General features: G+C 72.3%; 17 protein-coding genes. 14 read left to right on the top strand and 3 right to left on the bottom strand.

The genetic code is table 11. The annotated features are described in order from the left end of the window. Positions 1–242 precede the first annotated feature (242 nt). From ACZ45Z_RS26035 to ACZ45Z_RS26025, 3 genes are all read left to right on the top strand, one after another. Positions 243–800 carry a DUF5819 family protein gene (locus ACZ45Z_RS26035; protein ID WP_468366927.1) on the top strand — a complete coding sequence of 186 codons (558 nt, stop codon included), beginning with the start codon at positions 243–245 and terminating at the stop codon, positions 798–800. Beyond that, positions 797–2,212: an HTTM domain-containing protein gene (locus ACZ45Z_RS26030; protein WP_468366925.1), complete on the top strand. Its 1,416-nt coding sequence runs from the start codon at positions 797–799 to the stop codon at positions 2,210–2,212. Before ACZ45Z_RS26035 ends, ACZ45Z_RS26030 begins: the two co-directional genes overlap by 4 nt. Before the next feature lie 89 nt (positions 2,213–2,301). Further along, positions 2,302–3,009: a TrmH family RNA methyltransferase gene (locus tag ACZ45Z_RS26025; protein ID WP_468367035.1), complete on the top strand. Its 708-nt coding sequence runs from the start codon at positions 2,302–2,304 to the stop codon at positions 3,007–3,009. A 21-nt stretch (positions 3,010–3,030) separates the two neighbouring features. Here the strand turns inward: ACZ45Z_RS26025 and paaN are convergent, their stop codons facing one another. After that, positions 3,031–4,713 carry a phenylacetic acid degradation protein PaaN gene (gene paaN / locus ACZ45Z_RS26020; RefSeq protein WP_468366922.1) on the bottom strand — a complete coding sequence of 561 codons (1,683 nt, stop codon included), beginning with the start codon at positions 4,711–4,713 and terminating at the stop codon, positions 3,031–3,033. 306 nt (positions 4,714–5,019) lie between these two features. Here paaN and ACZ45Z_RS26015 point away from each other — a divergent pair, with 306 nt between their 5' ends. Both ACZ45Z_RS26015 and ACZ45Z_RS26010 read left to right on the top strand, forming a co-directional pair. Continuing rightward, positions 5,020–6,534, top strand: coding sequence for a 3-hydroxyacyl-CoA dehydrogenase (locus tag ACZ45Z_RS26015; protein ID WP_468366919.1), 1,515 nt, complete (start codon positions 5,020–5,022; stop codon positions 6,532–6,534). 2 nt (positions 6,535–6,536) lie between these two features. After that, positions 6,537–7,127, top strand: a complete 591-nt coding sequence (locus ACZ45Z_RS26010; protein WP_468366916.1) for a TetR/AcrR family transcriptional regulator — start codon at positions 6,537–6,539, stop codon at positions 7,125–7,127. A 229-nt stretch (positions 7,128–7,356) separates the two neighbouring features. On the opposite strand, the gene ACZ45Z_RS26005 is transcribed toward ACZ45Z_RS26010, so the two are convergent. Further along, the gene (locus ACZ45Z_RS26005; RefSeq protein WP_468366914.1) at positions 7,357–7,887 is read right to left on the bottom strand and encodes an Lrp/AsnC family transcriptional regulator; all 531 of its coding nucleotides are present in this window, start codon (positions 7,885–7,887) and stop codon (positions 7,357–7,359) included. A 224-nt stretch (positions 7,888–8,111) separates the two neighbouring features. Here ACZ45Z_RS26005 and pdhA point away from each other — a divergent pair, with 224 nt between their 5' ends. The 9 genes from pdhA to ACZ45Z_RS25960 all read left to right on the top strand — a co-directional run bounded on the left by pdhA (position 8,112) and on the right by ACZ45Z_RS25960 (position 19,150). Next, positions 8,112–9,350: a pyruvate dehydrogenase (acetyl-transferring) E1 component subunit alpha gene (pdhA, locus tag ACZ45Z_RS26000; protein ID WP_468366911.1), complete on the top strand. Its 1,239-nt coding sequence runs from the start codon at positions 8,112–8,114 to the stop codon at positions 9,348–9,350. Next, positions 9,347–10,381: an alpha-ketoacid dehydrogenase subunit beta gene (locus tag ACZ45Z_RS25995; RefSeq protein WP_468366908.1), complete on the top strand. Its 1,035-nt coding sequence runs from the start codon at positions 9,347–9,349 to the stop codon at positions 10,379–10,381. The genes pdhA and ACZ45Z_RS25995 overlap by 4 nt, the downstream gene beginning before the upstream one ends. After that, on the top strand, positions 10,381–12,036 hold the full coding sequence (locus ACZ45Z_RS25990; RefSeq protein ID WP_468366906.1) for a dihydrolipoamide acetyltransferase family protein: 1,656 nt from the start codon (positions 10,381–10,383) through the stop codon (positions 12,034–12,036). The genes ACZ45Z_RS25995 and ACZ45Z_RS25990 overlap by 1 nt, the downstream gene beginning before the upstream one ends. Positions 12,037–12,255: 219 nt before the next feature. Then, positions 12,256–13,200 (top strand): DUF6457 domain-containing protein, encoded by a 945-nt coding sequence (locus tag ACZ45Z_RS25985; protein ID WP_468366903.1) that lies wholly within the window; start codon positions 12,256–12,258, stop codon positions 13,198–13,200. Beyond that, complete coding sequence (locus ACZ45Z_RS25980) at positions 13,197–15,104, top strand: molybdopterin molybdotransferase MoeA (protein ID WP_468366900.1); 1,908 nt, start codon at positions 13,197–13,199, stop codon at positions 15,102–15,104. Before ACZ45Z_RS25985 ends, ACZ45Z_RS25980 begins: the two co-directional genes overlap by 4 nt. After that, positions 15,101–16,243: a potassium channel family protein gene (locus ACZ45Z_RS25975; protein WP_468366897.1), complete on the top strand. Its 1,143-nt coding sequence runs from the start codon at positions 15,101–15,103 to the stop codon at positions 16,241–16,243. The genes ACZ45Z_RS25980 and ACZ45Z_RS25975 overlap by 4 nt, the downstream gene beginning before the upstream one ends. An 81-nt stretch (positions 16,244–16,324) precedes the next feature. Further along, a complete protein-coding gene (locus ACZ45Z_RS25970) occupies positions 16,325–17,302 on the top strand; it encodes an NAD(P)H-quinone oxidoreductase (protein WP_468366894.1) in 978 nt (325 codons plus the stop codon). 148 nt (positions 17,303–17,450) lie between these two features. Next, positions 17,451–18,353, top strand: a complete 903-nt coding sequence (locus ACZ45Z_RS25965) for a hypothetical protein (protein WP_468366892.1) — start codon at positions 17,451–17,453, stop codon at positions 18,351–18,353. Between the two features lie 233 nt (positions 18,354–18,586). Then, positions 18,587–19,150, top strand: a complete 564-nt coding sequence (locus tag ACZ45Z_RS25960; protein ID WP_468366890.1) for a bacterial proteasome activator family protein — start codon at positions 18,587–18,589, stop codon at positions 19,148–19,150. An 84-nt stretch (positions 19,151–19,234) separates the two neighbouring features. Here the strand turns inward: ACZ45Z_RS25960 and ACZ45Z_RS25955 are convergent, their stop codons facing one another. Beyond that, the gene (locus ACZ45Z_RS25955) at positions 19,235–20,905 is read right to left on the bottom strand and encodes a Stk1 family PASTA domain-containing Ser/Thr kinase (protein ID WP_468366888.1); all 1,671 of its coding nucleotides are present in this window, start codon (positions 20,903–20,905) and stop codon (positions 19,235–19,237) included. Positions 20,906–21,129: the final 224 nt, after the last annotated feature.

The raw sequence follows: 21,129 nt of genomic DNA, 5'->3' as shown, positions 1-21,129 counted from the left end.
CAATGTTGAGTGGGCGGGCGGCCGGTGTCAAGGCTGTGGATAACTCGGGGGAGGGTGTGCCCGGTGTCGGCGCGTAGGTACGGTTCCGAAGCGGAGTCAGTCGACCGGATTCTGGAAACGGGGCGGGAATGCAGTCATACGGGGACGAATCGCGGCCATTGGCCGCGCTCTCGCTACCCTCACGAATCGTCATAGGCACAGCGGCCTGCGCCGTCGCGGTAGCCGTCGCGATTCATCTGGCGATGATGTTTTTGCACGTCGCGCCGCCGAACACGCTCAGCAGACAGCAGGGCTCGCTGATCGGCGACTACGTGTATCCCGAGTACGAGCAGAACTGGAAGCTGTTCGCGCCCAACCCCCTCCAGCAGAACATCGCCGTGCAGGTCAGAGCCCAGTTGCGCACCGGGGACGGCGCCGGACGGACGACCGGGTGGACCGATGTGACCGCCCGCGACGGCCAGGCCATCCTCCACAACCCACTGCCCAGCCACACCCAGCAGAACCAACTGCGCCGCGGCTGGGAGTTCTACCTCAACTCCCACACCGCGCAGAACCGCGCCACCGGCCCGCGCGGCGAGCTCTCCGAGCGCTACATCCGCCGCGTCATGATGGCCCGGCTCGGCGCCGAGTGGGCCCGCAGCGGTGGCCGGGTCGAGCGGATACAGGTCCGCTCCATGACGACGGCCGTCAGCCCGCCGCCGTGGAGCACCGAGAAGATCAGCACCAAGCCCGTGTACCGCGTGCTGCCCTGGTGGCAGGTCACCGCAGACGACCTGCCCAAGGGGGCGACGAACAAGTGACCTCACCCACGCCGCAGCGGCCGACGAACTCGCGGCCGAACGCACCGCACACGCCCGACCCCCAGGCCCCGGAAGCACCGGAGCCGCCGGCGCCCGCCGCGCCGGCCGACTCTCTTGAGGAGACCCGTATCGAGCGGGCCATCGGCCGCGGCTTCGTACGCGCCACCGCCCGGGCGATGGCCCCGTACCAAACCGCCGTCATCCGGATCGGCTTCTCCGCCACCTGGCTGCTCTTCCTGCTGCGGGAATGGCCCCACCGCCACGAGCTCTACGGGCCCGACAGCCCGTGGACCCTGGACATGGCGCGCCGCCTCTTCGACAGCAATCACGCCTTCTCCGTACTGCCCTGGTCCGACAGCCCCGGCTGGTTCGAGTGCGTCTACCTGTTCGCCATCGTGGCGAGCGCCCTGCTGATGCTGGGCTGGCGCACCCGCACGATGTCGGTCCTCTTCATGGTCGGCGTGCTTTCCCTGCAGAACCGCAGCGTCTTCATCGGGGACGGCGGCGACAACGTCATCCACCTGATGTCGCTCTACCTCGTGCTGACCCGCTGTGGGCAGGTGTGGTCGCTGGACGCGCGCCGCGCGAAGCGGGCGGCAGCGGCGCGGACGGCGGCCGAGGACGGCGAGGGTCCCCTCGCCGCCCCCGCCGCCCCCGCCGCCCCCCGGGACGTGCCCGGCGTCGTCCTGTGGAGCGTGCTGGGCCTCGGCCTGGCCCTCGCGCAGATCCTCGGCCGCTACGGCCTGACCTGGTTCGAGAACGGCCCGTTCCCGCACATCGGCTGGAGCCTGGCCCTGTGGACCCTGTGGGCCGGACACGGGCTGTGGTGGGCGGTGCGGCGCTACGCGCCGGGCGAGCCCCGGATCGTCATGGACACCCTCGCCAAGCTCCTGCACAACGGCGCCCTGCTGGTGATCATGGTCGAGGTCTGCCTGATCTACGCCACCGCGGGCTGGTACAAGATCCAGGGTTCCCGCTGGCAGGACGGCACCGCGGTCTTCTACCCGATGCACCTGGACTACTTCTCCCCCTGGCCGGCCCTCTCGGAGCTGCTGGGCGGCAACGGGCTGGTCGTCATGCTGATCACCTACGGCACGGTCATCGTGCAGGTCGCCTTCCCCTTCACCCTCTTCAACCGCCGGCTGAAGAACGTCCTGCTGGTCGTGATGATCTGCGAGCACCTCTCGATCGCGGTGCTGCTCGGCCTGCCGTTCTTCTCCCTCGCGATGATCGCGGCGGACGCGGTCTTCCTGCCGACGAACTTCCTGACCTGGCTCTCGGAGCGGGCCTCCGCACTGCGCGTGCGGCTGTTCGGGCGCGGCCGCTCCCCCCGCCCCGGCCACGAGTCCCCGGGCGGTGACCAGGAGGCCGGTACGCGCGGCGGCGGCGATGGCCATACCCTCGTCGGGTGAGCAGCGAGAAAACCGCCCCGGGCGGCGAGATCACGGCCGTCGGCGGCGTGCGGACCGCCGCCGACGGGCCGCACACCGCCCCCAAGGCCGTGAACGCCCAGCCCGGGGCGGTCGCGACCGCCCTTGCCCTCGCGGAGGCCGGTCCCGCCGAGCCGGTGCAGTACGACGAGGGCTACGGCCCCGAGATCGGCGTCGGCCCGCATCCGCGGCCCTGGCCGGAGGGCGACCACTACGACCCCGAGCTGCTCGCGCACGGTGACCGGCGCAACGTCGTCGACCAGTACCGCTACTGGACGCGGGAGGCGATCGTCGCCGACCTCGACACCCGCCGCCACGAATTCCATGTGGCGGTCGAGAACTGGGGCCACGACTTCAACATCGGCTCGGTCGTCCGGACCGCCAACGCCTTCCTCGCCCAGGAGATCCACATCGTCGGCCGGCGCCGCTGGAACCGCCGCGGCGCGATGGTCACCGACCGCTACCAGCACGTCCGCCATCACCCGGACACCGCGGACCTCACCGCCTGGGCCGCCGCCGAAGAGCTGCCGATCATCGGGATCGACAACCTCCCCGGCGCCGTGCCGCTGGAGACGACCGCGCTGCCCCGCCGCTGTGTGCTGCTGTTCGGCCAGGAGGGACCGGGGCTGACCGAGGAAGCGCGCCGGCACGCCTCCGTGGTCTGCTCGATCGCGCAGTTCGGATCGACCCGTTCGATCAACGCGGGGGCGGCGGCCGCCATCGCCATGCACGCCTGGATAGGCCGCCACGCCCGCATCGAGGCGCCGGGCGCCCCGTAAGGCGCCCAGCTCCTCGGCCGCCTACGCGGGCCTGCGCACCTCCACCGTCCGGAAACGGTTGGCCACGAACGCGCCGTCGCACAGCGCCGCGTTGGCCGCCGGATTGCCGCCGGAGCCGTGGAAGTCGGAGAACGCCGCCGTCTGGTTCACATAGACGCCACCGGTGAGGTTCAGCGAGAGCTGCGCACACTCCTCCAGGCAGGCGTCCTGGACGAGCTGCTCCACCTCGGGGGAGGTGGTGTACGCGCCGACGGTCATGGCGCCCTTCTCCCGGACGGTACGCCGCAGCAGCTCCACCGCGTCCGCCGCCGAGTCGACGGCCACCGCGAAGGACACCGGGCCGAAGCACTCCGAGAGATAGGCCGCCTCGGAGTCCGGCTTGGCGCCGTCGAGCTTGACGATCACGGGCGTACGGACCGTGGCGCCGGGGAACTCCGGGTGGGTCACCTCCCGGGAGGCCAAGGCCACCTCGCCGAACCCCGAAGCCGCCTCGATCCGCTCCTTGACCTGCGGGTTCACGATCGCACCCAGCAGCGCGTTGGCCCGCGCGTCATCGCCGAGCAGCCCGCTCACCGCGCCCGCGAGATCGCTGACCACCTCGTCGTACGACTTGGGTCCGGCGTCCGTGCTGATGCCCTCGCGCGGGATCAGCAGATTCTGCGGTGTGGTGCACATCTGGCCGCTGTAGAGGGACAGCGAGAAGGCGAGGTTGCCGAGCATGCCCTTGTAGTCGTCGGTCGAGTCGATGACGACGGTGTTGACGCCGGCCTTCTCCGTGAAGACCTGCGCCTGGCGGGCGTGCGTCTCCAGCCAGTCGCCGAAGGACGTCGAGCCGGTGTAGTCGATGATGCGGACCTCGGGGCGGACGGCGAGGGTCTTGGCCAGGCCCTCGCCCGGCTTGTCGACGGCCAGGCACACCAGGTCGGCGGGGAAACCGGCCTCGGCGAGCACCTCGCGCGCCACCCTGACCGTCAACGCCAGCGGCAGGACGGCCCTCGGGTGGGGCTTGACCAGCACCGGATTGCCGGTGGCCAGAGAGGCGAACAGGCCCGGATAGCCGTTCCACGTCGGGAAGGTGTTGCAGCCGATCAACAGCGCCACACCGCGCGGCACGGCCGTGAAGCTCTTGCTCAGCTCCAGCGGATCGCGCTTGCCCTGCGGCTTGGACCACGGGGCCTGCTGCGGGGTGCGGATCTGCTCGGCGTAGGCGTACGCCACCGCCTCCAGGCCGCGGTCCTGGGCATGCGGCCCGCCCGCCTGGAAGGCCATCATGAACGCCTGCCCGCTGGTGTGCATCACGGCCTGCGCGAACTCATGGGTGCGGGCGCTGATGCGCGCCAGGATCTCCACACACACCGCCGCACGCGCCTCAGGGCCCGCGGCACGCCAGGCGGGGATCGCGTCCCGCATGGCCGGCAGCAGCACGTCCACATCCGGATGCGGGTAGCTGATGCCCAACTCCGGGCCGTAGGGCGATACTTCGCCGCCCGTCCAGGCGTCCGTCCCCGGCTGGTCCAGCTCGAAGCGCTTGCCGCGCAGCGCCTCGAAGGCGGCCAGGCCGTCCGGCGCGGCGTTTTCGCCGTACGCCTTCGGGTGCTCGGGGTGGGGGGACCAGTAGGCGCGGGTGCGGATTGCCTCCAGCGCCTGATCGAGGGTCGGGCGGTGCTTCTCGATCAACTGCGCTGTGGTCATTTCGGCGGCCATCGATGACCAACTCCTCGTCGAGCCGGGCGGAAAGCGGATGGGGCGGAACACGGAAGGCGAAACGAAAGGCGAAACGGAAAGCGAAACGGAAAGGGATGAGCGGATGGGGCGGAGAGCGGCGGAAGCGGGAAGAGAAGGAAGGGCGACCCGGGGCGATCTTTTCCGGGCCCCGAGCGGCGCACCTTCTCGCGTGCCGCGCGGGAGTGGGAGCGGACAGGGCAACGGAGTTAGAGTAACCGAACGATCGGTCGGGGCAAGAGGGCCCGGCGAACCTGTGGACAAGTCGGTCGGGAAGGATCTGTCGGCATGACGGCAATCGAGGCCAGCAGCCCCGTGGCAGTAGTGGGCACCGGCACCATGGGTCAGGGAATCGCGCAGGTGGCGCTGGTCGCCGGCCATCCCGTGCGCCTCTACGACGCCGTGCCCGGGCGGGCCGGGCAGGCCGCGGCGGAGATCGTGCGGCGGCTGGATCGGCTCGTCGAAAAAGGCCGGATCCAGGCGGTCGAGCGGGACGCCGCACGCGACCGTCTCACCCCCGCCGCCGCGCTCACCGACCTGGCCGGCAGCGCGCTGGTCATCGAGGCGATCGCGGAACAACTGCCCGCCAAGCAGGAGCTTTTCACCGCCCTGGAAGAGATCGTCGCGCCGGACTGCCTGCTGGCCACGAACACCTCCTCCTTGTCGGTGACCGCCGTCGCCGGCCCGCTGCGCCACCCCGGCCGCTGCGTGGGCCTGCACTTCTTCAACCCCGCGCCGCTGCTCCCCCTGGTCGAGGTCATCAGCGGCTTCACCACCGAGGAGTCGGCCGCGACGACCGCGTACGAGACCGCCGCGGCCTGGGGCAAGACGCCGGTGCGCTGCGCGGACACCCCCGGCTTCATCGTCAACCGCGTCGCCCGCCCGTTCTACGCCGAGGCCCTGCGCGTCTACGAGGAGCGGGCGGCCGATCCGGCCACCATCGACGCGGTGCTGCGCGAGGGCGCCGGCTTCAAGATGGGCCCCTTCGAACTGACCGACCTCATCGGCCAGGACGTGAACGAAGCGGTCACCCAGTCGGTGTGGCGGTCCTTCTTCCAGGACCCGAAGTTCACGCCCTCGCTGGCGCAGCGGCGGCTGGTCGAGGCCGGTCTGCTCGGCCGGAAGTCCGGGCGGGGCTGGTACGACTACGCCGAGGGCGCCGCCCGCCCCGCGCCGCACACCGCCGCTCCGTGCCCCGCCCCGGACGCCGTCGCCGTGCACGCCGAGCTGCCCGGGCCCGCCCAGGTGCTGCGGGAGATGATCGAAGAGGCCGGCATCAAGGTCACCCGCGACCGCGCCCCGGGGCCCGAGGGCTTCATCCGGCTGCCCGGCGGGGCCGCGCTGGCGCTGACCAACGGCAATCCGGCGACGAGCGTGGTCTACGGCAAGCACATCCGGTTCGACCTCTCGCTCGACTACCGGGCCGCGACCCGGATCGCCCTCGCCGCCTCGGTGACGGCCTCCGAGGGGGACGTCGCGGAGGCGGTCGGGCTGTTCCAGGCGCTGGGCAAGCAGGTCAGCGTCATCGAGGACGTACCGGGCATGATCGTCGCCCGGACCGTCGCGATGATCGTGGACTTCGCCGTGGACGCCGCGGGCCGCGGCGTGGCGACCCCCGAGGACATCGACACCGCGATGCGCCTGGGCGTGAACTACCCCGGCGGCCCCCTGGAGTGGGCGGAGCGGCTGGGTGCCGAGTGGGTGTGGGACCTGCTGGAGGCCATGCACCAGAATGCCGGTGGACGCTACGCACCGTCCTGGGCGCTGCGGCGCCGTGCGGAACTCCAAGGACAGGTGTTCTAATCATGACCATGGCCAAGCGCGACACCTACACGCCCGATTCGCTCCTCGCGGTCGCCGTGGAGGTGTTCATCGAGCGCGGGTACGACGGCACCTCCATGGAGCACCTCTCCAAGGCGGCCGGCATCTCGAAGTCCTCGATCTACCACCACGTCCGCAGCAAGGAAGAGCTGTTGCGCCGGGCGATAAGCCGCGCCCTGGACGGGCTGTTCGGTGTGCTGGAGGAGCCGGGCGCGGTCGGCGGGCGGGCGATCGAGCGGCTGGAGTACGTCACCCGGCGCGAGGCCGAGGTGCTGATGGACGAACTTCCCTACGTCACGCTGCTGCTGCGGGTGCGGGGGAACACGGACACCGAGCGGTGGGCCATGGAGCGCCGCCGCCAGTTCGACCATGAGGTCGCCGACCTGCTCAAGCAGGCCGCCGCCGAGGGTGACCTGCGGGACGACGTCGATCTGCGGCTGGCCACGAGGCTGCTCTTCGGCATGATCAACTCGATCGTGGAGTGGTACCGGCCGGGGCGCGGGGGCGCGGCCAGCCGCGACGAGGTCGCCGAGGCCGTGGTGCGGACGGCCTTCGTGGGTCTGCGCAAGTCCTGAGGGGTCGGCGGGGTTGCCGGGGGCGTTAGGCCCACCGGGGCCGCTGAGGTCATTCCGGCCACCGGGGCCTGCGGGGTTTCGGGAGCGCGGCCCGTCACGGGGGCCTGCGGGGTTTCGGGAGCGCGGCCGCCACCGGGGCCTGCGGGGTTTCGGGAGCGCGGCCGCCACCGGGGCCTGCGGGGTTCCGGGACCGCGGCCCGTCACCGCCCGGCCACCCGTCACCCGGTGCTTACTGCTGCTCCGTCCCGAGGTCGGTTTCCTCGAAGACCAGCAGGGTGCGGGTGCTGAGGACTTCCGGGATCGACTGGATGCGGGTGAGGACCAGTTCCCGCAGCTCGCGGTTGTCCCGGGTGTGCACCAGGAACAGGACGTCGAAATCGCCGCTGACCAGCGCGATGTGGGACGCCCCCGGCAGCGCCGTCAACTGCTTGCGCACCGTCCGCCAGGAGTTCTGCACGATCTTCAGCGTGATATAGGCCGAGGCGCCCTGACCTGCGCGTTCCTGGTCTACGCGGGCGCTGAAGCCGCGTATGACGCCGTCGTCGATCAGGCGGTTTATCCGCGCGTAGGCATTCGCACGCGAGACGTGGACCCGCTCGGCGACGGACCGGACGGAGGCCCGGCCGTCGGTCTGGAGCATGCGCAGGATCGAGCGGTCGATGGTGTCGAGCGGGCGGACGACGGGCGGCGGCGGGGTCGTGGACGGTGGCGTGACCGCCCCCGGTGACCCGCCGGGATTGGCCATCTGTTCGTCCTGCATATGGTCCCGCCTCCCCTTTGTGGACGCCCGGGCTTCATCTCATGCTGTGGAGAACCGTTTGTCCACAGGCTGGGCCCGCCTGTAGCCAAATTGCACCGGCGACCGAACAATCGGTAGGGAAGGGCTACCCGCCCCGACCCGTTCCATCCTGCCCGTCCGTCGTCCGCCCCCCACCCCATATGAGGCGCTTCGCGCCACCCCTTCGATTCGAGGAGGTGCTCGTCATGACGGTCCTTGAGCAGCCCGGCAGCAGCAGGAACAAGAGCGGCCTGTCCGGCCCGCCGCCCGCCTGGCGGCCGCGCGTCGACCCCGCGCCCCTCCTGCCGGACGCGCAGCCGTACCGCGTCCTGGGGACGGACGCCGCGAGCCGGCTCGACCCGGCCCTGCTGCGGCGGCTGTACGCCGAGCTGGTCCGCGGCCGCCGGTACAACGCGCAGGCCACGGCCCTGACCCGGCAGGGGCGGCTGGCGGTCTATCCGTCCTCCACGGGGCAGGAAGCCTGCCAGGTGGCCGCCGCGCTGGCGCTGAAGGACCGCGACTGGCTCTTCCCCAGTTACCGCGACACCCTCGCCGCGGTCGCCCGGGGCCTCGACCCCGTACAGGCCCTGACCCTCCTCCGGGGCGACTGGCACACCGGCTACGACCCGCGCGAGCACCGCATCGCCCCGCTGTGCACCCCGCTGGCAACCCAACTCCCGCACGCCGTGGGCCTGGCGCACGCCGCCCGGCTCAAGGGCGACGACGTCGTGGCCCTGGCGCTCGTCGGCGACGGCGGCACGAGCGAGGGCGACTTCCACGAGGCGCTCAATTTCGCGGCCGTGTGGCAGGCGCCGGTGGTCTTCCTCGTCCAGAACAACGGCTTCGCGATCTCCGTACCGCTCGCCAAGCAGTCGGCCGCGCCCTCCCTCGCCCACAAGGCCGTCGGCTACGGCATGCCGGGCCGCCTGGTCGACGGCAATGACGCGCCGGCGGTGCACGAAGTCCTCACCGACGCGGTCGAACGCGCCCGCCGGGGTGGCGGCCCCACCCTGGTGGAGGCCGTCACCTACCGCATCGAGGCCCACACCAACGCCGACGACGCCACCCGCTACCGCACCGACTCCGAGGTGCGGGCCTGGCGGGCACACGACCCGATAGCCCTTCTGGAGCGCGAGTTGGCGGACCGTGACCTGCTGACCGGCGAATTCACCGACGCGACCAAGGCCGCTGCCGAGGAGCTCGCGGCGGACCTGCGGGAGCGGATGAACCAGGACCCGGTCCTGGACCCGATGGACCTGTTCACCCATGTCTTCGCCGAGCAGACCGGCCAACTGCGGGAGCAGGCCGACCGGTTGCGCGCCGAGCTGGCCGCCGAAGCCGCAGAAGGCACAGAAGACGCCGAGATTGACGCGAGCGGCGGGAATACCGCGGCCTCCGGGCGCGCTGCCCTTGCCGAGGAGTCCGCCGAGGGGGCCCGACGATGACGACCACCGCTCCGGTGACCGCCCGCAAACCCGCCACGATGGCGCAGGCACTGACCCGCGCGCTGCACGACGCCATGGCAGAGGACCCCACCGTCCACGTCATGGGGGAGGACGTCGGCGCCCTGGGCGGCGTCTTCCGGGTCACCGACGGCCTGGCCAAGGAGTTCGGCGAGGACCGCTGCGCCGACACGCCCCTCGCCGAGGCGGGCATATTGGGCACCGCCGTCGGCATGGCCATGTACGGCCTGCGGCCGGTCGTCGAGATGCAGTTCGACGCGTTCGCCTACCCGGCCTTCGAGCAACTGGTCAGCCATGTCGCGCGGATGCGCAACCGCACCCGCGGCGGCCTGCCGATGCCACTGACCATCCGCGTCCCCTACGGCGGCGGAATCGGCGGCGTCGAACACCACAGTGACTCCTCCGAGGCGTACTACCTCGCCACGCCCGGCCTCCATGTCGTCACCCCGGCGACCGTCGAGGACGCCTACGGGCTGCTGCGCGCCGCCATCGCCTCGGACGACCCGGTGGTCTTCCTCGAACCCAAGCGGCTGTACTGGTCGAAGGCCGACTGGGCGGCCGACGACCCCACACCGGTCGCCCCCATCGGCCGCGCCGAGATCCGGCGCCGCGGCGGGGACGCCACGCTGATCACCTACGGTCCGTCGCTGCCGGCCTGCCTGGAGGCCGCCGAGGCGGCCCGCGCGGAAGGCTGGGACCTGGAAGTCCTCGACCTGCGCTCCTTGGTGCCGTTCGACGACGAGACGGTGTGCGCGTCGGTGCGGCGCACCGGGCGGGCCGTGGTCGTCCACGAGTCCGGCGGCTTCGGCGGCCCCGGCGGGGAGATCGCCGCACGGATCACCGAGCGCTGCTTCCACCACCTGGAGGCGCCGGTCCTGCGCGTCGCGGGATTCGACATCCCCTATCCGCCGCCGATGCTGGAGCGGCACCATCTGCCCGGGGTCGACCGGATTCTGGACACCGTGGCCCGTCTCCAGTGGGAGTCGGACTGGACCGAGGGACGTGGTGAGTGATGGCCGTGGTCCGTGAATTCACCCTCCCCGACCTGGGGGAGGGCCTCACCGAGGCGACGATCACGCACTGGCTGGTCGAGGTCGGCGAAGTCGTGGCCGTCGACCAGCCGGTCGTCGAGGTGGAGACCGCCAAGGCGATGGTGGAGGTGCCGTGCCCCTACGGAGGCGTGGTGACCGCCCGCTTCGGGGCGGAGGGGGACGAAGTCCCCGTGGGCACGCCGCTGGTGACGGTCGCGGTGGGCGCGGTGCCGGAGGACCTGGTGGCGGACGGCACGAAGCCCGGCGCGGCTGGTGCGGCGGCCACCTCGGCGCCCGAGGGAGCGGCGGCTTCCGGACCTGCGGCGGCGCGGTCGGGGCAGTCGGCCGCCGACTCCGCGCCGGCGGACTCCGGTTCGGCGGACTCGGGATCGGGAAATGTGCTGGTCGGGTATGGCACGAGCACGTCGGCGGCACGGCGGCGCAGGATCCGGCCCGGCGGCGTGGGCCCCGCGGCGGGCGCGCCGCGTGCGGCCGGGACCGCGCGGGACGAGGCGCCCGGTGAGGGCCCCCGCAGCGGGCGGACCGCCGGCGCCGCGTCCGAGTCGTCGGCGCCCACCACGGTGGAGCCGGCCACGGTGGAGCCGGCCTTCGCGGCGGCTGCCGGGGAGGAGCGGCCCGTGAGCGCGGAGGCGGAGTCGGCCGACGGGCGGGCGGTGGCCGTCATCTCGCCCCTGGTGCGCCGGATGGCCCGCGAACACGGCCTGGATCTGCGGGGTTTGCGGGGGTCCGGCCGAGACGGGCTGATTCTTCGTACGGACGTCGAGCGGGCCATCCGGGAACGCGCCGATCAGGAGGAGGCCCTCCGGGAGCGGCAGGAGACGGCCCGGATCGCGGAGAGGGACGCGGTGGGGGCCGCGACCGCCACCAGGACCGGGGCCCGCACGGTCTCCGGAGCCGGACGGCTGGGGGACAGCGCCGGAGCCGCCGTCGGCGAGCGGATCCCGCTGCGCGGTATGCGGGGCGCCGCCGCCACGAAGCTCAGCCGCAGCCGCCGGGAGATCCCGGACGCGACGTGCTGGGTCGACGCCGACGCCACCGAACTCCTCGCCGCCCGCGCCGCGATGAACGTGCCGGGCGCACCCAAGGTCTCGCTGCTCGCGCTGCTGGCCCGCATCTGCACGGCCGCGCTCGCCCGGTTCCCCGAGCTGAACGCGACCGTCGACACCGAGTCCCAGGAGATCGTCCGGCTGCCCGCCGTCCATCTCGGATTCGCCGCGCAGACCGATCGCGGCCTAGTGGTGCCGGTGGTGCGGGACGCGCACGCCCGTACGGTCGAGGACCTGTCCGCCGAGATGGCCCGGCTCACCGAGACCGCCCGTTCCGGTGGCCTGTCGCTCGCCGAGCTGACCCACGGCACGTTCACCCTCAACAACTACGGCGTCTTCGGGGTCGACGGCTCCACGCCGATCATCAACCACCCCGAGGCCGCGATGCTCGGCGTCGGCCGCATAGCCGCCAAACCCTGGGTGCACAACGGCGAGTTGGCCGTCCGGCAGGTCGTCCAGCTTTCGTTCACCTTCGATCACCGGGTGTGCGACGGCGGCACGGCCGGCGGCTTCCTGCGGTTCGTCGCCGACTGCGTGGAACAGCCGGCGTTGCTGCTGCGCACGCTGTGAGCCGGCTGTGGTCGCTCCCGTGACCGCTTGATCCCGGCATGCCTTTTGATCCCGGCATGGCCTTTTGGTCTCGGCCGTGCCGATTGGGGTCCTCACCGTTACTTCTGCTGATCTCCGCCGATCTCCGCTGATCTCCCCGGCTGTCTGTGGCCTCTGTGATCTCTGTGATCCGCGCTATGAACCCTGTGTGGGGGCGATGCGTCCGGTGATACTCATGGGGTGAGCGACCACACCGACTACGACACCCTCGTGCTGGCCGGAGGGGCGGCGCGCCGGCTCGGCGGGGCGGACAAACCCGCCCTGTCCGTCGGCGGCCGCCCCCTGCTGGACCGGGTGCTGGCCGCCTGCCCCGACGCCGCGGTCACCGTCGTCGTCGGCCCGGCGCGACCGACCAGCCGTCCCGTCGTCCGGGCCCTGGAGGACCCGCCGGGTGGCGGTCCGCTCGCCGCGCTGGAGGCCGGTCTGCGGCACACCACCGCCCCGACCGTCCTCGTCCTGTCGGCGGACCTGCCGTTCCTGACCACCGCGACCGTCGACGCCCTGCTGGGGGCGGCGAAGCGAACGGATGCGGGGACCGCGGGGACGGATGCGGGCCGTGCCGGATCGCCCGACGGGGCGGTGTTGCGCGACGCGCAGGGCCGGGACCAGCCGCTGGTGGCCGCCTACCGGGCCGAGGCGCTGCGCCGCGAGCTGGCCGTGTTGCGCGCCGCCCACGGCACCCTGGCCGGTCTGCCGCTGCGCGCCCTGACGTCCGCGTTGACGCTCGTACGGGTCCCGGATGTCACCGCCGGGGCGTCCTTCGACTGCGACACCTGGGAAGACCTCAGCGCGGCGCGGGCCCGGATCAGGGAGCATGGGAACGTGTTGGACGAATGGATCACCGCAGTCAAGGCCGAACTGGGCATCGCACTCGATGTCGACACGGCGGCACTCCTCGACCTCGCGCGGGACGCGGCACACGGCGTGGCCCGCCCGGCCGCGCCGCTGACGACGTTCCTCATCGGTTACGCGGCCGGACAGCAGGGCCGGGACGTGAACGAGCTGGCCGGCAAGGCCGCCGCGCTGGCCAACCGCTGGGCCGCGGAGAGCGCCGAGGAATCGGGGACCGAGGGCGCGAACGGTGCCGGCGGCGCAGCGGGTGCCGAAGCGAAGCGCGCGGAATGAACGACGGGGAGTTCGACGCCGCGCTGGAGGACGCGCTCGCGCTGGCCAACGGCCTGGCACCGGCGCGCGGGGAGCGGCCCGGGGACGGCCGGGCGCCTGACCGGGACGGAGACGCGACGACGGGGACAGCGTCGGCCCCATCGGGCCCGTCGGCCTCGGCCGCGTCCGGGGTCACCAGCGCGTCCGACGCCGGTTCCGCTCATCCCTCCGGCCACGCCGATTTCCCCGATCCGTCAGAGGTCTTCGATTTCGATGCGGTGATCGTGCCGGGAGCTTTTGATGGGTCCGGAACCCGCCGTGCGTCCGGCGCCGGAGACGCGTCCGCCACCGGCGACGCATTCGGCTCCGACGACGCGTTCACCTCCGGCCGTCCCTGCGATCCCGCCGATCCCAACCGGTCCCCGGACCCCGCCGCCCAGGACCCAGGCCCCGCGTCGGTCGGTCACCGCGGCCCGGCCGCCGACACCAGCGGCACCACCGTCGACTCGCCCGAGTCCCCCGGCTTCTCCCCCTCCCCGGGCACCCCCGGCGCGCAAGACCTCCCCGGCTCACCCGAGGACCGCCCCCACGAAGCCACCGCCTGGCAGGCTGCGCGTGAGCTCGCCGCCCGAGCCGTGCCGGGGCCGCCCGCGCCCGAGTCCGCCCCCCTCGCCGATGCGCTCGGCCGTACGCTCGCGGCACCCCTGGCCGCGCTGACCGATCTGCCGTCCTTCGACACCTCCGCGATGGACGGCTGGGCCGTCTCCGGCCCCGGCCCCTGGCGCCTCGACCGCCCCGCCGGCGCCGCCTCCCGCTCCGCCCACGGCATCCTCGCCGGGCACGCCCCCACCGATGTGCTCCCCGACGGGCACGCCATCGCGATCGCCACCGGGGCGCGCCTCCCGGCCGGTGCCACCGCCGTGCTGCGCAGTGAGCACGGGGAGGTCCGTGATCTGGGTGACGGACGGGCGCGGCTGTACGCGCCGCGGCCCGCGTCACCGGGGCAGGACATCCGCCCGCGCGGCCAGGAGTGCCGCAGCGGCGACCATCTCCTGCCCTCCGGCGTGCTGGTGACGCCCGCCGTGCTCGGCCTGGCCGCCGCCGCCGGCTACGACGAGCTGGTGACGTACCCCCGCCCGCGCGTCGAAGTCTTCGTGCTCGGTGACGAATTGCTGCGCCACGGCCTGCCCCACGAGGGACGTATCCGGGACGCGCTGGGACCGATGCTCGGCCCGTGGCTGCGGGCCCTCGGCGCCGACGTGGCGCCGCCCCGCCCGCTCGCGGATGACGCCGACACGCTCCACGCCGCCCTCGCGGCGTCCACCGCCGACGTCGTCCTCACCACGGGCGGAACCGCGTCCGGGCCCGTCGACCACGTCCATCCCACCTTGCGCCGCCTGGGCGCCGACATCCTCGTGGATGGCGTGGCCGTACGGCCGGGACACCCCATGCTGCTGGCCCGTCTCGCGCCGCGCCGCCATCTGGTCGGCCTTCCCGGCAACCCCCTCGCCGCCGTCTCCGGGCTGCTGACCCTCGCCGAACCGCTGCTGCGTACGCTCACCGCCCGCCGTCCGGTGCCGCCGCTGCGCACACCGCTGGCCGCCGCCGTCCAGGGGCATCCGCACGACACCCGGCTGGTCCCGGTGACCTATCGCGAGGACGACCGGCAGGGTCTGCTGGCGGAGCCGCTGCGCTATCACGGCCCGGCGATGTTGCGAGGCATCGCCGCCGCCGACGCGCTGGCCGTCATCCCGCCCGGTGGCGCGGACCTCGGTGCCGAGACCGAAATCCTGGAACTCCCCTGGTCGGCGCCCTGGTCCGGCGACTGGTCGGCGGACCCGCCGACCCCGGAACAACCGCCCGGAACCGGTGCCGATGGCGCCCACTCGGAGTCGCCCGCACGCCCGCAGGGGACCGGCGCGTGAAACTGCCGTCCCAGGACGCGGCGGCGCACGAGGTCCCCGAGGACCGTTCCCACCGGGTGATACTCCCGCGCCGCACGCCCCTGCCGCCGCTGCGGCAGGTCGGCCGCCGGCTGCTGATGGCTTTGATCGTTCTGCTCGTGACGGTGTTCATCGTGTGGATCGACCGCGCCGAGTACCACGACAACGCCGACGGCTCGGTCGATTTCCTCGACTGCTTCTACTACGCGACCGTCACGCTCTCCACGACCGGTTACGGCGACATCGTTCCGTACGGAGACAGCGCGCGGCTGCTGAACATCGTGCTCATCGCGCCCCTCCGCGTGCTCTTCCTGATCATCCTGGTCGGCACCACCCTGGAGGTGCTCACCGAGCGCACCCGTGAGCAGTGGCAACTGAAACGCTGGAGAACCGCCTTGCGCGACCACACCGTCGTCGTCGGATTCGGCACCAAGGGCCGGTCCGCCGTCCTGACTCTCTGTGCCACGGGCCTGCGCCGCGACCGCATCGTCATCGTCGATCCGAGCACCAAGGTGATCGACTCGGCGGTCGCCGACGGGTTCGCCGGGGTGGTCGGTGACGCGACGCGCAGCGACGTGCTGTTGCGCGCCGAGACCCAGCGGGCCCGGCAGGTCGTCATCGCCACGCAGCGGGACGACACCGCGGTCCTGGTCACGTTGACCGCCCGTCAGCTCAACAAGAAGGCCAACATCGTCGCGGCGGTACGGGAGGAGGAGAACGCGCCGCTGCTGCGGCAGTCCGGCGCCGACTCCGTGATCACCTCCGCCAGCGCGGCGGGCCGCCTGCTGGGGCTCTCCGTCCTCAGCCCCAGCGCGGGCACCGTCATGGAAGACCTCATTCAGCAGGGCAGCGGCCTCGACCTCATCGAACGGCCGGTGGTGAAGGCCGAGGTCGGCAAGTCCGTCCGCGAGACCGAGGACCTGGTCGTGTGTGTCCTGCGCGGCCACCGTCTCCTCGGCTATGACGATCCGGCGGCCGGTCCGCTCCAGTCCGCGGACCGGTTGATCACCATCGTCCGCGCCGCCCCCACGGAGGATTCGGAGCCGAACGGCAAGCAGCCGAACCGCCGGCCGACCCTCCCGGGGACCAGCGTCTCCCCGATGCGCCGGGCGGACGAGTAACTCCGGGCGCGGAGGCGGCTCGGCGCACACCGTGCCCCCGCCCCTTCGCCCCGCGCCCGGACGGCGAGTAGCCTCGCGCCCATGCGAGCGATCACTATCCCCGAGCCCGGTGGCCCCGAAGCACTTGTCTGGGCTGACGTGCCCGATCCGCAGCCCGCCGAGGGCGAGGTGCTGATCGAGGTCGCGGCCAGCGCCGTCAACCGCGCCGACCTGTTGCAGCGTCAGGGCTTCTACGACCCGCCGCCCGGTTCCTCCCCGTACCCCGGTCTGGAGTGCTCCGGACGGATCACCGCGCTCGGCCCCGGCGTACACGGCTGGGCGGTCGGCGACGAGGTGTGCGCGCTGCTGGCGGGCGGCGGATACGCCGAACAGGTCGCCGTCCCGGCCGGGCAGGTCCTGCCGCTGCCCGCGGGCCTCGACCTCGTCACGGCCGCCGCGCTGCCCGAGGTGGCATGCACCGTCTGGTCGAACGTCTTCATGATCGCGCACCTGCGGCCCGGCGAGACGCTGCTGGTCCACGGCGGCTCCAGCGGCATCGGCACCATGGCGATCCAGCTCGCCAAGGCGGTCGGCGCGCGGGTCGCGGTCACCGCCGGCGGTCCCGAAAAGCTGTCGCACTGCGCGCAGTTGGGTGCGGACATCCTCATCGACTACCACGAGCAGGACTTCGTCCAGGAGATCCGCAAGGCCACCGACGGCAAGGGCGCGGACGTCATCCTCGACATCATCGGTGCGAAGTACCTCCAGCGGAACGTCAAGGCGCTGGCGGTCAGCGGACGGCTCGCGATCATCGGGATGCAGGGCGGGGTGAAGGCGGAGCTCAATCTCGCGGCGCTGATGTCCAAGCGCGCCGCGATCACCGCGACCGGTCTGCGCGCCCGCCCGCTGAACGAGAAGGCGGCCATCGTCGCGGCCGTACGCGAACACGTCTGGCCGCTGATCGCCAACGGCCAGGTCCGGCCGATCGTGGACCGGACGCTGCCGATGGCGGACGCCGCCGAGGCTCACCGGGTCGTGGACGCCAGCGTGCATGTCGGCAAGGTCGTCCTGACGGTCTGAGCCGCGTCGGTCGGCCGGCGTAGGGGCGCGGGGAGAAGCCGGCCGCTCCCCGCGCCGGGCGTCCCGCCCCCGCCTCGTCCCGTGCCGCCCCCAGGCCCGGGCGCTTCACCCGAACAGCCTGTCCGGGATGCCGGACAGGTGACGTCATGTGACGCTGATCACGTCACTCGACGGCGCGGTACGGGAGGGGGGCACGGTCGTGGCACCAGCATCGCGTTCGCGTCTCACCACCGGCCTGCTGGTGTTCGCCACCGTCCTGCCCGTCTCGATCCTGGCCGGCAGCGCCACAGCCTCGGACGAGCGGGTCACCCCGGCGGACCGGCCCCCGGAACTCGCGTCTCGGCGGGAGCCGGTGGACAGCTCTACGGGCGACCTCCCGCTGGCCGGCAGCCGCGCGGGCCTGGGTCGGGGCCACCCCGGTGCGCCGGCGGGAGTCCCGGATTCGGACGCCCTGCCCGGGCTGCTGGACTTCCCCGGCCTGACGGACCTGCTCGCGGGCTTCCGGGACCGCCCGCCGGACGCCCCGGCCGTGCCGTCCGCCTCGCCACCGCAGTCCCCATCACCCGACGCCGACTCCGCCTTGCCCTCGGCCTCCGCGTCGGCGCCGGGAGAGGAGCCGATCGAGGTGGCGGAGCCGGACGGCCCGCAGCCGTCCGCTTCCCAGAGCCCGTCCGAGGCCGGTGGCACGCAGCCCCCGGCGCTCCCGCCCGTGCCGTCGCCCGCGGTGTCGGACGCTCCTGCCCGGCCCCTGGAAGCCGTGCCCGGCCCCGGCCCCGCACGGCCTCCGCATGGTTCCGAAGCGGGGGGTCGGCTCCCTCGTCCTGCCTACGAGCAGCCGGTGCCGCTTCGGACGCCTCCCTCGCCGGAGACGCAGCGTCAGGCCGATCCGGAGGCCGTGGGCACCGGTGCGACCGGCACGGGGAGCACGGGGAACCCGTACGTCTTCGACGCCCCGGAGGCCCGCGTCGAACGGGTCCTGCCGATGGGCGCCGGCCTGGCCCTGACCGGCCTCGGCCTCGCCTTCCTCGGCTTCCGGCTCCGCCGCCGCTGACGCGACCCCGTTTCACGTGAAACGGCTTCGAGCGGGTGTTCCACGTGAAACATCGTGGATCGGGCGTTCCGCGTGAAACGGCATTGAGCGGTGTTCCACGTGAACACCCCCGAGCCGGTGCGCGCGGTACCGCCGGTCGGGCACAGAGACACGGCAGACCCTTCCCGCGGGGGTGGATCATCGTCTCCTGGGGGCACCACCGTTCTTGAGCGTCGGTACGAGAGAATGGCGGCATGGATATGCCGATGAACGAACGGTCGCAGGAGAGCCCGCACGTCCTGGTTGTCGGCCCGGATGGCATGGCGCTGGGCAGCGCCGGCTCCGGTAGCGGGGACGACAGCGACGAGCCCCGTGAGGTTCCGGTGACGGAGATGGTCGAACAGCCTGCGAAGGTCATGCGCATCGGCAGCATGATCAAGCAGCTCTTGGAGGAGGTGAAGGCCGCTCCTCTGGACGAGGCGAGCCGGGTCCGGCTCAAGGAGATCCACTCCAGCTCGGTGAAGGAGCTGGAGGACGGGCTGGCGCCCGAGCTGGTGGAGGAGCTGGAGCGGCTCTCCCTGCCGTTCACCGATGAGTCGGTGCCCACCGAGGCGGAACTGCGGATCGCCCAGGCTCAGTTGGTGGGTTGGCTGGAGGGACTTTTCCACGGCATCCAGACCGCGCTGTTCGCCCAGCAGATGGCGGCCCGCGCCCAGTTGGAGTCGATGCGTCGCGCGCTGCCGCCCGGCGCCGGCCCGCTGGAAGCCGAGGGCGAGCACCCCGGCCACGGAAACGCCCGTTCGGGCCCCTACCTCTGAGCCCGGCTCGCCGCTTGACGACCGGAGGGGCCGGCACCCGGTGCCGGCCCCTCCGTCATGCCTGTGATCAGGTGAGGTGGCGCGCTACTTGTCGCGCCCGGTCGCGACGGTCAGTTGGATCGTCTCGCCGCTCTTGGGGTCCCACTGGGTGAAGGCGCCCGGCGTCTGGTCCGTGATGGTGTTCTTGCCCCAGAGCGGGCCGTCCTCCTCCGTGATCTTGTACTTCCAGTGCGCCGCCTTCAGGCACGCCTCCACCGACTCCAGGTTCTTGAACCGGAACGACGGGAAGTAGACCTTGGACGGTTCGCTGTAGGGATGGTCGGCGTCGGTGCAGTCGGACGTCGGGATCCTGCGCGCCGACTTGTCCTCGGGCCTGGTGCTGCCGGTGGGCGACGGGGTGTAGGAGTACGGCGTGTACGTCGACGTGGGCGTGTCATCGCCGCCGATGTCCTCGCTGGAGCCGCCCGCGCTCAACCCGATGCCGATCGCGATGGCGGTGACCACGACCACGCCGACTATCGCCGAGACGACGATCACCGGAGTGTTGTTCTTGCGCCCACCGGGCCCGCCGGCGGCCGGCATCGAGGCCGTCACGGGCGGCGGGGTGTAGGCCGGCGGCGGAGCCGGGAACCCACCGGCGTTGAACGGCGCGGGCGCCGGGCCGGGCACCGGCGTCGGGTAGACGTTGTTCGGCGGCGGGGGCGTCGTCGGGCCGAAGCCGGGCACCTGCGTCGGCTGGTACGGCTGCTGGACGCTCGGCGGCGCCGGGGTGTGCGGGTTGCCGCTCGCGGCGGGGAACACGGCGGAGGAGACCGAGGAACCGCTGGTGCGCGCCCGGGGACCCTCGCTGATGATCAGCGGGGTGGCGCCGGACTGCGCGGATCCGGCGATGCGCAGGCACTCGTCCCGCATCGCCTCGGCGGTCGGGAACCGTTCGTTGGGGTTCTTCTTCAGCGCCCGGGCCACGATCGCGTCCACGGCCGGCGGCAGCGAGCGGTTGATGCTGGAGGGAACCGGCGGCTCCTCCTGCACATGCGCGTAGGCGATCGCGAGCGGGGAGTCCGCGTCGAAGGGCAACTGCCCGGTCAGCAGCTCGAAGAGCATGATGCCGACGGAGTAGAGGTCGGAGCGGGCGTCCACACCCCGGCCCAGCGCCTGCTCGGGCGAGAGGTACTGCGGGGTGCCGACGACCATGCCGGTCTGGGTCATGGACGTCACGCCGGACTGCATGGCGCGAGCGATGCCGAAGTCCATCACCTTGACGACATTGCGCTTGGTCATCATGACGTTGCCCGGCTTGATGTCCCGGTGGACCAGGCCCATCTCGTGGCTCGCCTCAAGAGCGGCGAGTACGTCGGCGGTGATTTTCAGCGCCTTTTCGGTCGGCATCGCGCCGTGTTGGGCGATGTCGGCGTCGAGTTCCGAACGCAGCGGCTGCCCGGAGACGTACTCCATGATGATGTACGGCACCATGCCGCCGTCGAGCTCGTCCTCACCGGAGTCGAAGACCGAGACGATATTGGTGTGCGTGAGCTTCGCCACCGCCTGCGCCTCGCGCCGGAAGCGTTCGCGGAATGCCTGTTCGCGGCCGAGCTCGGTATGCAGGGTCTTGATCGCGACCTCGCGGTCGAGCACGCTGTCATAGGCGAGATGGACGGAAGCCATACCGCCCGCGCCGAGAAGATCACGAAGCTGGTAGCGTCCCCCGCCGACCGAACGGCCCTCGAATTGGCCCTGAGCGCCGTCCTGGCTCATCGTTCCGCTTCCCCCTAGGCGCACTGCCCACATGCATAGCGATCAAAATCTGGAATTCCGCAGCCAAGTCTGCCCCAGGGCCCGGACACGTCAAGCCGTGTGCCCGTTCCGTGACCAGATGTGCAAGATCCCGGCACGGTGCCGAGACGTTTTTGGGCTCTTATCGTCCCAGGTGAACTTGCGACCTTTGGTATCCGAGAGGTTTGATGGCCGGTCCACGACGG

The organism is Streptomyces sp. NPDC031210, from assembly GCF_055570395.1.
This window is presented reverse-complemented; position numbering and strand designations above follow the sequence as displayed.

Excerpts from the sequence above, each read along its gene's own strand:
- ACZ45Z_RS26035 (WP_468366927.1), top strand. The coding sequence starts at position 243 with ATGATGTTTTTGCACGTCGCGCCGCCGAACACGCTCAGCAGACAGCAG.
- paaN (WP_468366922.1), bottom strand. The coding sequence starts at position 4,713 with ATGGCCGCCGAAATGACCACAGCGCAGTTGATCGAGAAGCACCGCCCG.
- ACZ45Z_RS26015 (WP_468366919.1), top strand. The coding sequence starts at position 5,020 with ATGACGGCAATCGAGGCCAGCAGCCCCGTGGCAGTAGTGGGCACCGGC.
- ACZ45Z_RS26010 (WP_468366916.1), top strand. The coding sequence starts at position 6,537 with ATGACCATGGCCAAGCGCGACACCTACACGCCCGATTCGCTCCTCGCG.
- ACZ45Z_RS26005 (WP_468366914.1), bottom strand. The coding sequence starts at position 7,887 with ATGCAGGACGAACAGATGGCCAATCCCGGCGGGTCACCGGGGGCGGTC.
- pdhA (WP_468366911.1), top strand. The coding sequence starts at position 8,112 with ATGACGGTCCTTGAGCAGCCCGGCAGCAGCAGGAACAAGAGCGGCCTG.
- ACZ45Z_RS25995 (WP_468366908.1), top strand. The coding sequence starts at position 9,347 with ATGACGACCACCGCTCCGGTGACCGCCCGCAAACCCGCCACGATGGCG.
- ACZ45Z_RS25990 (WP_468366906.1), top strand. The coding sequence starts at position 10,381 with ATGGCCGTGGTCCGTGAATTCACCCTCCCCGACCTGGGGGAGGGCCTC.
- ACZ45Z_RS25980 (WP_468366900.1), top strand. The coding sequence starts at position 13,197 with ATGAACGACGGGGAGTTCGACGCCGCGCTGGAGGACGCGCTCGCGCTG.
- ACZ45Z_RS25970 (WP_468366894.1), top strand. The coding sequence starts at position 16,325 with ATGCGAGCGATCACTATCCCCGAGCCCGGTGGCCCCGAAGCACTTGTC.
- ACZ45Z_RS25960 (WP_468366890.1), top strand. The coding sequence starts at position 18,587 with ATGGATATGCCGATGAACGAACGGTCGCAGGAGAGCCCGCACGTCCTG.
- ACZ45Z_RS25955 (WP_468366888.1), bottom strand. The coding sequence starts at position 20,905 with ATGAGCCAGGACGGCGCTCAGGGCCAATTCGAGGGCCGTTCGGTCGGC.